Origin of the sequence: Streptomyces sp. NPDC096105, from assembly GCF_044763335.1 — a bacterium.
Classification (GTDB): Bacteria; Actinomycetota; Actinomycetes; order Streptomycetales; family Streptomycetaceae; genus Streptomyces.
The window spans coordinates 412,279-426,017 of record NZ_JBIWGC010000001.1; the positions used below are offsets into that span (position 1 = coordinate 412,279).

The window sequence follows — 13,739 nt, forward strand, 5'->3', positions numbered from 1 at the left end:
CGCCTCGCTAGGCCGCCCTGCGGACGGTCTCCGCCGTCGGCAGGGGCTCCTCCTGACCGGTGACGGGTGACAGGGCCGGCGGCTGCGTGAAGGAGTCGAGCACGGTCACGCCGAAACGGCTCGCGAAGGGTGCGGCGGCCATCGCCAGGGCGACGACGATCGGCGCGGTGAACTCGCCTGCGGCTCCGGTGAGTCCGAGTCCGACGGCGAGGGCCACGAGGGCGCACAGGAAGAGCAGCGGCACGAGTACGCGGGCCTTCGGGGAGGGCACCGCGGTCGCGTCGGGGACCGTCTCCGGCACGTCGGCGAGCCGGTCGGCGTCGACCACGCGGAAGTCCACGACGTCGGCGCGCGGACGGCTGCTGTACGTGAGGACGTTGCAGACGAGCAGCCACAGGTCACGCTCGTGGGCCGCCCGTTCCTCGCCGGTGGCGCTGCCGTGGACGAGTGCGGTGCGGTGACGCAGGGCGCGGACGGCGGTCGCGGTGCTCCGCGCCATGGCCAGGCGGCTCCCCGGTACGGCGCCGGCGGACTCCCGGTGAGCGCGACGCACCAGGGCCGTGCACAGCTGCTCGACCATCCGGCTCTGCCAGGCCGCCGGCGTCGACTTGGCGGGAGCCTTGTCGACGCGGGTGGTGAAGCTCTCCAGGACGCCGACGGCCACCGCGGTGACCGTGCCCGACGGGTCGGCGTTGCGGACGGCCCAGATGTCGATGCAGGTCAGCAGAGCCGAGACGTGGACGAAGGCGAGGTAGACGCCGATGGCCCACAGGGGCCAGTCGCGCCAGGTGGAGGGGGTGACGACGAGGGCGAGGGCGGCGCAGGCGAGCAGGCCGGGTGCGGCGAGAAAAATTCGGCTGAGCTGCGCCCAGGTGGCGTGCCCGTGCACCTGGTCCACGAGTGGTTCGGTGGCCAGCACCTCCAGCTCCGCGCGGGATCCCAGCTTTGTAGTGAGTTCTGCCTTCACCGAGCCGAGCCGGTCTTCCGCCCTGCGTCGTCCGAGCCGTTTCAGTAGAGGTACCTGGCCGAGAAGACGACCCGGCACACGTGTGCCGCCCACCCACGGGACGTAGTACACGACGAGCTGGAACGGGGTGATGAGGAACCAGAAGTAGAAGACCAACCATAAGAATGCCTGTCGCGTGCTCATGGGAGCAGGGTGGCAGGAGGCACCGACACGGCTCAGTGGGTGGCGCCGAGGGTGCGGGAGCCGGCGGTGTGCTCGATCTCCGCCCAGACCCTCTTGCCGGGGCCCGGCTCGGTGTCGACGCCCCAGCGGGAGGCCAGGGCGTCGACCAGGAGGAGACCGCGGCCGGTCTCGGCGTCGGGGACCGGGGACGGCGGGAGTTGGGGGACGCGCTCCCCACAGGCATCGGCGATCTCGATGCGGATCGTGTCCGGGCCGTGTGTCAGACGCAGGGCGATGTCCCGTCCGGGCACACGGCCGTGGAGCACGGCGTTGGCGGTGAGCTCGGCGACGATCAGGGCGGCGGTCTCGGAGAGGCCGGAGCCGTACGGAACTCCCCAGTCGTCGAGTTGGTGGACGGCGAGTCGGCGGGCGAGCCGGGCGCCGCGGCGGGTGGCGCTGAAACGCTGACTGAACACACGTACGGTGACCGGGGCTTGAGGGTGGGGCGCTGTCATAGGGGCCAGCGTTCCGGTGGGGCGGTCGGTCCGGCCAGGCACGACGCTGGTACAGCCGTGTTGTACCGGTTCACTCGCTGGACAGGGTGCGTCACACCCCGTGACCATGGGTGAGTTGGACGCGGGGTGCGGAACGAGAGGTGGCCGGGCGTGGTGGACGTCGAGGATGCGGGGGCCGGGGCTGTTGGCAGTGAACCAGAGGTGTCGGACGGCCTCAAGACCTTCGGGGCCGTGCACAAGGTCCTGCGGGAGGAGGCCGGCTTCACGCAGGAGGCGTACGCGGAGGTCGTCGGCTACTCGGTCCACGCCATCGCCAAGCTGGAGCAGGGCAGGCGGTTCCCGCAGCCACGGTTCATCGAACGGGCCGGGGAGGTGCTGGAGGCGCCACGGGTGCTGCGGGCGGCGGCACGGAACCTGGCACGGAAGCAGGGCCTGGCGTCGTGGTTCCAGCAGTGGGCGGGGATCGAGGAGGAGGCGATCTCGCTCTACGCGTATGAGTGCAGGGCGATTCCGGGGTTGTTGCAGCCGGAGGCATACATCAGGGCGATCTTCGAGAGGCGGTTGCCGCCGCTGACGGAGGAGCAGATCGAGCGGCAGGTTGAGGCGCGGCTGGAGAGGCAGCGGTTGCTGACGGAGAGGCCGAACACGGCGTTCAGCTTCGTCGTTGAGCAGGCACTCGTCGAAAGAGGGGTAGGCGGTACTCAGGTCACCCAGAGCGTGATTGACCACCTGTTGCAGGCCGGGCGGCTACGTAACGTCGAGATCCAGATCATGCCGCTCCGGCAAGCGGATCACGTCGGCGTCGACGGGCAGATGTACTTGGCGGAGACCCCTGATCACCAGTGGATCGGGTACACCGAAGGGCAGCAGTCGAGTGTCCTGATCACTCAGCTCGAAGACGTGAGCGCGATGCTCCAGCGTTATGGCAAGCTGCGTCAGCAGGCTCTCGGCCGGGAAGCCAGCATGAGCTTGCTGGAGCAGATGCGAGGAGCATTATGAGCAGCACAGAACTGGACTGGTTCAAGAGCAGCTACAGCGGAAGTTCCGGAGACAACTGCATCGAGGTCGCCGTGGACGAGTCCATCCACGTGCGCGACTCGAAGCTGCGGGAGAGCGGGCAGCTCGCCCTCTCCCCCGCAGCTTGGGCAGCGTTCATCGCCCACGCAGCCAACACCCAGGTCTGAGCTAGTGACCTGAGTCGGAGATTCGTCGTTGGTTTGGCATGAGTCGTCCGGGTCCGAAGATTCCGCCGTTGTCGGTGACCGATGCCCAGCGGGCCGTGCTGGAGGGCTGGGTGCGCCGCCGCTCGACCGCTCAGGCACTGGCCCAGCGTTCAAGGATCGTGCTGGAGTGCGCCGACGGACACTCGATCATGGAGGTGTCGCGCCGGCTGGGTGCCTCTCCGGACACGGTCCGCACCTGGCGGCGACGCTTCCTCGAGCGAGGGCTGGACGGCCTGTGTGACGAGCCGCGGCCCGGTGCTCCGCGGAAGATCACCGACGCGGACGTCGAGCGGGTCATCGTCAAGACGCTGGAGGAGAAGCCGAAGAACGCCACCCACTGGTCGACCAGGTCGATGGCGGCGGCCACGGGCATGTCCCAGTCCGCGATCTCGCGGATCTGGCGGGCGTTCGCCCTGGCCCCGCACCGGTCACAGACGTTCAAGCTGTCCACCGACCCGCTGTTCATCGACAAAGTCCGTGACGTCGTCGGGTTGTATCTGGATCCGCCGGAGAAGGCCCTGGTCCTGTGTGTGGACGAGAAGTCGCAGATCCAGGCCCTCGACCGCTCTCAGCCGGTGCTGCCGATGATGCCCGGGGTTCCTGAGCGCCGCAGCCACGACTACGTCCGGGCCGGCACCACCACCCTGTTCGCGGCCCTGGAGGTCGCCACCGGCAAAGTGATCGGCTCCCTGCACCGCAGGCACCGGGCCGTGGAGTTCAAGAAGTTCCTGGCCAAGCTGGACAAGGAGGTGCCCGCCGACCTCGAGGTCCATCTCATCCTGGACAACTACGTCACCCACAAGACACCCGCCGTCAAGAAGTGGCTGCTGGCTCACCCGCGGTTCCATCTGCACTTCACTCCGACGAGTTCGTCCTGGCTGAACCTGGTGGAGCGGTGGTTCGCCGAGCTCACGCAGAAGAAGCTCAAGCGCGGTGTCCACCGCTCCGTCCAGGCCCTCGAACGCGATATTCGTTCCTGGCTGGCCGACTGGAACGACAATCCACGACCGTTCGTCTGGACGAAGACTGCCGACGAAATCCTCGACAAAGTCGCGGCCTACTGCCGACGAATCTCCGACTCAGGTCACTAGATCATCTTTGGTGGGTCAGGGCTCAGTGCCTTGACCCACCAGGGTGTCTCCGGGCTACTGAGCGTCGAGCCTGTCTACTCTGACGCCGCCGTCGGCTTCTTCGGAGCCGCAGCCTTCCGCCCCCGCGTCTTCTTCACAGGCCGCCAGGCCTTCAGATCCGCAGCGCTGAGCTGGTGCTTTGTCATCTGCTCTTCGAGGTAGGTCTCACAGTCCTCGGCCGGCACGCCCTCCCACTCGGCGTCGTACTCACCGTGCCACTGCTTGACCCACGGCATGATCTCTTGAAGCCCGGCCACGAGGGGGAGAATCCGCTCAGCACCCCAGCCACTCTGCGTGGTCCGGTCCTCAATGAGGTTGACCAGTGCCTGAGCCTGCTCTTTGTGATCCCAGCCGGCCCATCCGAGAAGCAGCGTGGAGTCGCCATCGGGACTGGCCTCGGGGTAGGAGATGAACCGCTCCTTGGGCACGTCGAGCTTGCCGCGGTTGGCCCAGTAGGAAGCCCGGAGGAAGTCGGCCGATGTGTACTTGGGTGGCACGGGAATGTCCAATCGCTGCCCAGTACGGTCCTCCTCCCGCTGCAATTCCCAGGCCTCTTCCCACTGCTCCCGCTTGCGCAAGCCAGCGTCCTTGTAGCGCATTGCAGCTAGGTATGGCACGTGTTCGTCAGCTACAACGTCGGCGAGGACGTGGTTAAGTGGAAGGTCTGGCTTGCCCAAGTGGTCAGCGGCGTACAGAGCGGCGACCGATGTGACGTCAGCATCGGAACTCAGCGAATCCGCAAGTTGGTTGATAGTGAGAGCATAGGGCTGCTCCATCCCATCCCGAAGGCTGTACCAGAGCGCGCGATTCTCACACCGGTCGAGAAGCCAGTCACGAATAGCTCGCCTCTCTTTATCCGACCATAGTTCACTAGACCATCGCCGCTTATACTCAGGTTTTTCGATAAGTCTGACATCTCTGCGGCTTTCGATAATGGAGATGCGACCCTTCACGATGTCCCGGTACCAATCAGGCCAGCGACCAGGAACTTCGGTTACGGGGGCCGACTTATGCCGTTCGAACCAAGCGGTCTTAACCTCGCCCCGCGCCACCCTCCGCGCAAGCACGATCTCGAAAGCTCGTTCCCCAAGGCGCACTTCAGGCACGCCATCTATGTCGCTCGCCTGAACGGTAGTCCGAGCTACCTCACCGTCAGACAGGAGTCCATACATGCCGTACACCTGCCAGTCCAGTTCTTCTTGCAAGGCGATCATGCGCTGACGGGTGCACACGAACTTGGCTTTCAAATCGTCGAGGGCGTCGCGCGTGGGAGTACCGGCGCCACACAGGACCGAAGGGTCTGCTTTTACCAAATTTCGGGAAAGACCGTCAAGCAAACGACTCACTTCAAGCGGGGACTGGCCAGGGAGGGGAAATTCCTCAAGTCGAGTCGCATTGAAAGCATATCGCGCTTCCCAAAGTTCATCCTGCACCCCCCGACCAATCCCACTCCCCCCCTTAACGTGACAATTCTGCTTCATCCAGAATGAAGCAGCAGACGAGTTAAGGATGCCGAGCAGCGCAAGATATTCCTTTTCCGACGCCTCTTGCGGCAGCTTGATAACCGGTGCAGTTTGTTTGAATACTTTCTCGCCGCGATCAAGCACAAAGTTATTATGAGTAGAAACCTCAGCATAGGAGATACCAAGTGGAATCTGAAACCTTTCGGGATGCCACCTGCTCCATTCGAACCAAGTAAGCCCGATTTCTTCATGGGTCCCACCGGGCTCCCGCCGCTCTCGTAGCAAACTACGCTGGCGCCACAAGATGCGCATAGAAGCTGGATCTGAAAGATCTGCACTCAGATTTTCCTTGTAAGGAAAAATGGCCTCGACACCTGGAGTAAGTACCCAGTCCCGGACCACCGTGCCTTCCACGATAGGCACAATACGTGAGGGCTTCACTCCCGCCCTTTTCCAGGTTCCCACTGGGGCGAAGTAGGCGTCGTCCGCCCCCGTGTGAGCCGTGCGGCCAATAAGCTTGACCCTGTCGCCGAGCGACACGCTACATTGCCGCATGAGGCGCGCAGCCACCTCCGAAACGCCGCCGCCACTTAGTGACCACGGTGCCGTCGCAAATCCATGGCGACTTAGATCATCGACGGAAATCCACTCCGACTCACTCCCCGGTTTCCCAACCTGTGCCACAATAGCGCGCCACACGAATCCATCTGCTGGCGCCAGTGGTTGAGAAGGCTCACCCCGGACGCCAAGCACGGCCCGGACTTTCCGGTTATCGCTCGGCACACGGTTTCGCCCAATCAGAATCACGGTCGGAGTACCGTGCCCAGGGATGTAAGCACCGCCCGTGTCGATAACGTGCGACAGCTCCACTCTCTCACGGAAGTATCGCTCGATAAGGCTCCTACCAAACTCCCTCTTCATGAACGAGTTCGCAGTAATCTGCCCAACGAATCCACCACCACCGACAGCGCCACCTGTTCCTCTCACCGCCAGTTCGAACAACCTCTGGGCAAAAGGAACCGACAATGCATACTGGCCAACGCACGCATCGTAAGCTGCCTTGTAGTTCCTTTTCTCCTGGTCGTCCTTGACGGTGATATACGGGGGATTTCCCACTACCACGTGATAAGAACCCCGCCCCAGCAGATCCACCCGCCGAGCGAACTCCCAGACGTCCTCCGTCCCATAGGCGAACGCCTCCCCGGAGCCGTCCTCCCCCTCCACCGAGAACAGATCCAGCTCCCCCTGGATACCGGCCGCCCCCCGCCCATGCAGCAACGAGTCCCCCACCGCCACGTTGATGGGAAACACCGGCGCCTCGGCCAGCGTCCGCGCCCCCGCCTCCTTCATTGCCGCGACCAGCAGCCGGAACCGGGCGACGCTCACCGCGAACGGGTTTTTGTCGCACCCGTGGACGGAGTCCAGCGCCCGCCGCACCACCGTCCAGTCGTCCGCGGCCGGCGTCGCGGCCCGCCACTTCTCGACCAGCCGCCGGAAGATGCCCAGCAGGAAGTGCCCGGAGCCGCACGCGGGGTCGATGGTCCGCAGCCCGCGCCGTTCCTCGCCGTCCGGGCCCACCCACACCGGGTCGAGCCCGAACTCCTCCTCGCTCACGGCGGGTTCGAGCGTCAGGTCGAGGATGAACTCCTCGACGAACTCCGGCGTCTGCAGCAGCGCGTACGTCTTCCGCGCGTGCTCGCTCAGGTCCTGGTACAGGTCGCCCAGGAACCGCGTGTCCCACTCCGGGTCGGTGAAGTCGTGCCGGATCCGCCCGTCCGCGCCCCACCGCCGCCAGAAGCCCAGCAGCTCGGTCGCGGCCTCGTAGCTCGGGGTCAGCCCCCACAGCGGGTTGTGCGCCTCGTCGAACAGCCCGGCCGCCGTCTCGTTGGCCGCCGCCACGTGACGGAACGCCGCGATCAGCCAGTCCCGGTTGTTGAGGTGCGGGTGCTCACGGAAGAACGCCTCGTGCCGCTCCTCTGCCTCGACCAGCCGCTCGCCGGGGCCCGCGATGAAGGGCTCCTCGATCAGCCCGTTGTCCTCGCAGAACCGCACGAAGACACAGGCCAGCACCCACGCCACTGCCGCCTGCGTGACCCGCTCGTCACGCCAGGCGCCGTACGTCGCGGCGGTCCGGGACGCGTCCAGCGCCTGCTGGTACTCGCCGCGCAGCCGGACGCGGAACTCCTCCACGGACTCGCTGCGCTCCCGCAGGTCGTCCTCGAGCGCGACCACCTGCCGCTTCAGGTCCTTCAGCAGCGCTTCCTTGTCCAACCCGGAACCGGACTCCGACCCCGAGCCCTCAACCGCATCCGTGACCGTCACTTCTCGCATCCCTCTGACCGCATCGCGTCGTCTTCCGCGTGACCGGGGCCCATCCCCCGAGGCCCACGACCGGAAACCTCCCCCCATCCTGCCAGCCCCGCCACCCGCGCCAGCCGGAACGAGCGGCCGCACCCGCCGACGAGTGACGGCCCCGCGCGCGCCGGAAACCGCGCAAACCACTCCCGTGCCGCAAAAGCGTGAAGTTAAAGTGATCGCGTGACGGCTCCGAAGACTCCCGCCATACCGCCTCCGCCGGACTTCTGGGCAGCGGGCCAGAACCACTACCACGCGGCGAAGCTCGCCGCCGACAGGCGGTTACCCGTCTCCGCCGACCACCTCGCCGGCCTGGCCGCCGAGTGCGCGATCAAGGCGATCCTGCTGGCCTGCCTCGGCTCGCAGCTCACCCCCAAGAACAAGCCGTTCCACCCGGCCCTCAAGCAGCCGCCGCAGCAGCCGCAACCGGGCCAGAAGGCCAAGCAGCAGCACTGGAGCGAGTACGAGCACGGCCACCTGCCCGGTCTGTGGGCACAGCTCGCCGAGGTCGTCAAGCTGAGCGCGGGCCGACAGGTCGGACCGATGTTCCAGCAGATGCTGCTGCAGAACCCGTTCCACAGCTGGCACATCGCGGCGCGGTACTGCAACGGCAGGTCGATATCGACCGCCGACCTGCAACGGCACCTCAAGGCCGCCTACGACCTCATCGCCGCCTTCGAGTACGCACGCCAGACGGGAAACGGCACTCTCCGATGAATCCGATCCCCCGCTTCGACACGACCTGGGAGGCGGCGCTCGGCCAGGCCGACGCGGCCGCCGTCACCCTCGGCCGGGACGTCGTCCTCGTCCGCGACCTGCTGGGCCGGGCCTCCCTCCTCGTCGACGACCGCGACGAGCCACTGGACCCGGACGCACCGGACATGGCCAGACTGCGCGAGGAGTTCCCGGACGTCACACGCCCCTTCACCGGCGCCGAACCCGTCCAGACCGCCTCCTCCCTCTTCGCCCCGGAGATGTTCTTCGACTCCGCCGAGGTCGTCGTGCGCCGGGAGCGCGAGCCGGGCGGCGCCGGGCAGGTCGCCGTGCTGGAGCGGACCGTCGTCGGCGCCGACTGGTCCCGCGACACCGAGCCCGAGGACGTGACGTCCGCCGACCGGCGCGAGCGGCGCATCGCGCTCTACGGGTTCAAGGGCGGCGTGGGCCGCTCCACCGCCACCGCGATACTCGCCCGCCACCTCGCGAGCCGCGGCTACTGCGTCCTCGTCGTCGACCTGGACCTTGAGTCGCCGGGCGTCTCGTCCCTGCTGGAGGACCCGGACGGCCTGCCCGCCCACGGCATCGTCGACCACCTCGTCGAGGCCGCCGTCGGCAACGAGTCCGGCCTCGACCTCGTCACCCGCAGCGGCGTCCTGCCCGGCATCGAGGGCAACGGCGAGGTGTGGCTCGCACCGGCCAGCGGCAAGCCGCGCGAGGGGGAGCCGTACGACTACCTCGCCAAGCTCAACCGCATCTACAGCGACCTGCCCGCCACCGAGCCGGACGGCCGGCCACGCCCCTTCTGCGCGCGGCTGGAGGACACGATCACGGCGTGCGAGGACTTGGTGGCCGAGCGGTCCCGGCGGCCGGACGTCGTGCTGCTCGACAGCCGGGCCGGGATCCATGACATCGCCGCGATCACCCTGACCCAGCTCAGCGGGCTCGCCCTGCTCTTCGCGGTCAACAACCCCTCCACCTGGGAGGGCTACCGGATGATGTTCCGGCAGTGGGCGCAGCGACCGGACCGGGCGAGCGAGCTGCGCGGCCGACTGCGCATCGTGGCCGCCATGTTCCACTCGGCGGGCGACGCCAAGCGGCTCGGCGCCCTGCGCGACCAGGCGTACGAGACGTTCTCCGAGCTCCTCTACGACGACGTGGAACCGGACGCCGTGGACGACCTGCTCGACCCGGACGCCCCGCCGGTCTTCCACCCGGCGCCGCTGGACAGCGACGCCCCGCACGCCCCCATCCCCATCCTCTTCGGCAACGACCTGGTCGGCCTGGACCCCTACCGCGGCCGCGACTGGCTCGAAATGCCCTTCATCGAGGCCGCCTACGCCCGGTTCCTCGCCGCACTCGACCGGCTGGTCCCCAAGCCCCGCACGGGAGCGTCATGACGCACGAACCCACCCCCGACGAGTACCGCACGCTCCTGCTGCACGCCCCGGGCAGCGCCTTCGACGCCGACACCGAACAGCCCGACCTGCTGCGGATGTTCACCCCGTCCAGCCACCGGCGGGCCCTGGACCCGGACGTCACCGTGGTGCTGGGCGCGCGCGGCACCGGCAAGACGTACTGGACGAAGGCCCTGGCGAGCGAGGAGCTGCGCAGGGTCGCCGCGGACTCCTACATGATCCCGCGCCTGCGCGGCCTGACCGTCGCCACGGGGCACGGCCGGGGCGGCGGCGCCGACGCCGCGTACCCGGGCCGGCGGGTCATCCGCAAGCTGGTCCAGCGGGCGCCGGAGGGCGAGGGGTTCCGGGAGTTCTGCGAGAACTTCTGGTGCGCGGTGATCCTCACCGCGCTCAGGGACCCGGCCGCGCTGCGGCACACCGACTGGCAGGAGCGCATCGACTGGGTGGCCGACCACCCCGAGGCCTACGACAGCGCCCTGGCGGCCAAGGACGACGAGGCCCGCCGCGACGGCCGCCCCCAGCTGCTGATCTTCGACGCGCTGGAGCACCTGCACCAGGACCGTTCCGTCATCGACAAGATGGTGTCGGCGCTGTTCGCGGCGGCGCTGGACCTCCGGCTGGGTTACAGCAGTCTCCGGGCGAAGATCTTTGTCCGCCCCGACATGTACGACAGCGCCCCGAAGGACTTCGCCGATGCCTCCAAGCTCGGCGCCAACCGCGCCGAACTCACCTGGACCACCGAGAACCTGTATGGCATGCTCTTCCACCGGCTCGGCAACCAGCCGGGGCCGGAGGCCGAAAAGTTCCGGGCCCGGACCGGGCAGTGGCACTCCCAGGGCGACGGCCGCTACACCGCGCCCGTGGACGTCATCGCCGACCCGGACCGGCAGGAGGAGGTCTTCGGCGCCATGGCGGGCCCGTACATGGGCGCCAACCACCGCAAGGGCTACACGTACACCTGGCTGCCCAACCACCTCCAGGACGGCAACGGGCAGATCAGCCCCCGCACCATGCTCCGCGCGGTGTCGAAGGCCGCGGAGGTGACGCGGGACCGGCACCCGGGACACGAGTACGCGCTCCACCACGACGCGATCCGGCAGGCCGTGCTGGACGCCTCCCAGATCCGGGTGGACGAAATCAAGGAGGACATCCGCTGGGCGGCCACGGCCGTGGAGAAGCTGAGCGACCTCCAGGTGCCGATGGAGCAGTCGGTCGTCATCCACATCTGGTCCACCGCCTCCCTCGCCTCCGAGCTGCGCAAGCTTCTGGAGGGCAGCGAGAACGGCAGCGGGCCGGCGAACGTGGACGACTACTTCAGCCTGATCGAGGAGCTGACGAAGGTCGGTGTCATGACCAGGCGTTCCAGCGGAGCCGTGGACCTGCCCGACGTCTACCGGCTGGCCTTCAACATCGGCCGCAAGGGCGGCGTCTCCCGGCCCAAGCGAACCGCCGGGTGAGCGACCGGCGCGTCCGACACGGTCGCTGGACCGTGCGGCGCGTCCCCGGTCCGGCGCGCTGTCGGCGCCGCGGGGAACAATGGGCGCATGACGACCGACCTCGCTGACCTCCTCGGCACCCAGGAGACCTCGGCCTTGGAGTTCAAACGCAGTGCCAAGCGTCCCGAGGCCATCCGCCGGGCCATCTGCGCGCTGGCCAACGATCTCGGCGGACACGGCGGCGGCGACCTGCTGATCGGTGTCGAAGACAGTGGTGAACCCGTGGAGGACGTCGACACGAGCGACCGCGCCCTGCTGGCGCTCACCGACATGCGCGAGGACGGGCTGATCCTCGACCGGCCGTCCATGACCGTGTCCGTCGCCCCCTTCAAGGGCAAGCCGGTGATCCGGATCAGGGTCGAGGCGTCCGCCGCGCCTCCGGTCCGGTTCGACGGCGTGGTCTGGGTGCGGCCGGGACCCACGACGCGTCGGGCGACACGGGACGACGAGCGCGTGCTGACCGAGCGCCGCAGGGCGGCAGACGGACCGTACGACAGCCGCCCGGTGGTCGGGACGGGAGTCGGTGATCTCGATCTCGGGCTGTTCCGCACGAGCTATCTGCCCACGGCCGTCGATCCCGAGGTCCTGGAGGAGAACGGCCGTCCCGAGGCGCAACAGCTCGCCTCCCTGCGCTTCGCGACCCTGGACGGCACGGCTACGGCGGTCGGCCTGCTGGTCACCGGCTACGACCCGAGTGCCTTCGTTCCCGGTGCCTACGTCCAGTTCGTCCGCTACCAGGGCGACGACCTGGACGCGGCCATCGCGGACGAGCAGGAGCTGCGGCACAACGTGGTGACCACCGCCGACCGGCTCGAGACGATACTGCGGGGCCACCTGCACACCCGGGTGGTCCAGTCCTCCGGTTTCAAGGAGGAGTCACGCCCCGACTATCCCCTGGCGGCCCTTCGCGAGCTCTGCATGAACGCGATCATGCACCGCAACTACGAGACGTCCTACGCACCCGTCAGGATCGTGTGGTTCGACGACCGGATCGAGGTGACCAACCCCGGCGGACCCTACGGCCAGGTCCGCAGCGACAACTTCGACCGGGTCAACGACTACCGCAACCCCTCCCTCGCCGCCGCGATGAAATCCCTGGGCTACGTCAACCGCTTCGGACGGGGCATCGGACGGGTGCGTGCGGCCCTCGACCGCAACGGCAACCCGCCGGCCGAGTTTTCCGTGGACGACTCATCGTGGTCCGTGACCGTGAGGAGAGCGCAGTGATCTCTGTCGCCCTGTTCAACAACAAGGGGGGCGTCGGCAAGACGACACTCGCCTACCACCTGGCCCACATGCTGCACCGCCAGGGGGCGCGCGTCCTGGCCGTGGACCTCGACCCCCAGTCCAACCTGACGGCGGCGATCCTGGACGAGGACGAGCTGGAGGAGCTCTGGGACAAGGGCTCCGAACTGTTCGCCCAGAACGACTACCCCGAGCAGCGCAAGCTCTTCACCCGCACCGACGGGCAGCACACCGTCGCGGACGCGGTGCGTCCCATCCTGGAGGGAACCGGTGACATCGCACCGGTCAGCCCGGTGACCGTCACCTCGGGCCTGTGGCTCCTGCCGGGCAACCTGGAGCTGAGCAAGTTCGAGGACAAGCTATCGGCGGCCTGGCTCAACGGTTACGGGGGCGACCCCGCAGCCATCCGTACCACGACCGCCTTCCACCGCATCATCGAGCGGTCGGCGCACGAGGTCGACGCGGACTTGGTGCTCATCGACGTGGGGCCGAACCTCGGCGCCATCAACCGGGCCGCGCTGATCGCCGCCGACACGGTCCTCATGCCCATGGCCGCCGACCTGTTCTCCCTCAAGGGACTGCTCAACCTGGGTCCCACGCTGCGCGAGTGGCGCAGCCAGTGGCAGGACCTGGTGAAGCCCAAGATCCAGTCGTCCATCTCCTCCCCCAGCGCGGCCATGCAGCCGCTCGGTTACGTGATCATGCAGCCGGAAATGCGCCTCGACCGGCCCGTGCGGGCGTACGAGCGCTGGCTCACCCGGATCCCTTGGGTCTACGGCACGGCGGTTCTGGGGCACGCGGACTGGCCGACCGACGACCGCTCGTACGAAATCGCCACCCTGCGCAACTACCGCAGTCTGATGCCGCTCGCGCACGACGCCCGCAAGCCGATGTTCGACCTCAGAGCCGCAGACGGTGCCCTGGGCAGCACGCAGAAGTACGTGCAGACCTGCTACCAGGAGTTCAAGGCGCTCGCCGAGGCGGTCATGGACCGTCTCGAAGTGGCCACCGGGGACGACTCGGCCTAGCGGAAGCCGGCTGTGGGACACGC

11 protein-coding genes are annotated in these 13,739 nt (G+C 67.7%); 8 read left to right on the plus strand and 3 right to left on the minus strand.

Going from position 1 to position 13,739, the window contains the following annotated elements; translation table 11 throughout:
- Nucleotides 1-7 precede the first annotated feature (7 nt).
- Together ACIQ8B_RS01805 and ACIQ8B_RS01810 are read right to left on the minus strand one after the other, a co-directional pair.
- A complete protein-coding gene (locus ACIQ8B_RS01805) occupies nt 8-1,150 on the minus strand; it encodes a hypothetical protein (protein WP_403544512.1) in 1,143 nt (380 codons plus the stop codon).
- 32 nt (nt 1,151-1,182) lie between these two features.
- The gene (locus tag ACIQ8B_RS01810) at nt 1,183-1,644 is read right to left on the minus strand and encodes an ATP-binding protein (protein WP_403544514.1); all 462 of its coding nucleotides are present in this window, start codon (nt 1,642-1,644) and stop codon (nt 1,183-1,185) included.
- Nucleotides 1,645-1,794: 150 nt separating this feature from the next.
- On the opposite strand from ACIQ8B_RS01810, the gene ACIQ8B_RS01815 reads away from it, so the two are divergent.
- The 3 genes from ACIQ8B_RS01815 to ACIQ8B_RS01825 are packed head-to-tail and all read left to right on the plus strand — an operon-like array spanning nt 1,795 to nt 3,958.
- Nucleotides 1,795-2,643, plus strand: a complete 849-nt coding sequence (locus ACIQ8B_RS01815) for a helix-turn-helix domain-containing protein (protein WP_403544516.1) — start codon at nt 1,795-1,797, stop codon at nt 2,641-2,643.
- Nucleotides 2,640-2,828, plus strand: coding sequence for a DUF397 domain-containing protein (locus tag ACIQ8B_RS01820; RefSeq protein ID WP_403544518.1), 189 nt, complete (start codon nt 2,640-2,642; stop codon nt 2,826-2,828). The genes ACIQ8B_RS01815 and ACIQ8B_RS01820 overlap by 4 nt, the downstream gene beginning before the upstream one ends.
- A gap of 38 nt (nt 2,829-2,866) precedes the next feature.
- On the plus strand, nt 2,867-3,958 hold the full coding sequence (locus ACIQ8B_RS01825; protein ID WP_106415316.1) for an IS630 family transposase: 1,092 nt from the start codon (nt 2,867-2,869) through the stop codon (nt 3,956-3,958).
- Between the two features lie 74 nt (nt 3,959-4,032).
- Here the strand turns inward: ACIQ8B_RS01825 and pglX are convergent, their stop codons facing one another.
- The gene (gene pglX / locus ACIQ8B_RS01830) at nt 4,033-7,791 is read right to left on the minus strand and encodes a BREX-2 system adenine-specific DNA-methyltransferase PglX (RefSeq protein ID WP_403544520.1); all 3,759 of its coding nucleotides are present in this window, start codon (nt 7,789-7,791) and stop codon (nt 4,033-4,035) included.
- Nucleotides 7,792-7,998: 207 nt separating this feature from the next.
- On the opposite strand from pglX, the gene ACIQ8B_RS01835 reads away from it, so the two are divergent.
- The 5 genes from ACIQ8B_RS01835 (at nt 7,999) to ACIQ8B_RS01855 (ending at nt 13,716) form a co-directional block, all read left to right on the plus strand.
- Nucleotides 7,999-8,532, plus strand: coding sequence for a hypothetical protein (locus ACIQ8B_RS01835; protein ID WP_403544522.1), 534 nt, complete (start codon nt 7,999-8,001; stop codon nt 8,530-8,532).
- Nucleotides 8,529-9,929, plus strand: a complete 1,401-nt coding sequence (locus tag ACIQ8B_RS01840; RefSeq protein WP_403544524.1) for a KGGVGR-motif variant AAA ATPase — start codon at nt 8,529-8,531, stop codon at nt 9,927-9,929. The genes ACIQ8B_RS01835 and ACIQ8B_RS01840 overlap by 4 nt, the downstream gene beginning before the upstream one ends.
- Nucleotides 9,926-11,404, plus strand: a complete 1,479-nt coding sequence (locus ACIQ8B_RS01845) for a hypothetical protein (protein WP_403544526.1) — start codon at nt 9,926-9,928, stop codon at nt 11,402-11,404. Before ACIQ8B_RS01840 ends, ACIQ8B_RS01845 begins: the two co-directional genes overlap by 4 nt.
- Before the next feature lie 87 nt (nt 11,405-11,491).
- On the plus strand, nt 11,492-12,670 hold the full coding sequence (locus tag ACIQ8B_RS01850; RefSeq protein WP_403544528.1) for an ATP-binding protein: 1,179 nt from the start codon (nt 11,492-11,494) through the stop codon (nt 12,668-12,670).
- Nucleotides 12,667-13,716: a ParA family protein gene (locus ACIQ8B_RS01855; RefSeq protein WP_403544529.1), complete on the plus strand. Its 1,050-nt coding sequence runs from the start codon at nt 12,667-12,669 to the stop codon at nt 13,714-13,716. The genes ACIQ8B_RS01850 and ACIQ8B_RS01855 overlap by 4 nt, the downstream gene beginning before the upstream one ends.
- Nucleotides 13,717-13,739: the final 23 nt, after the last annotated feature.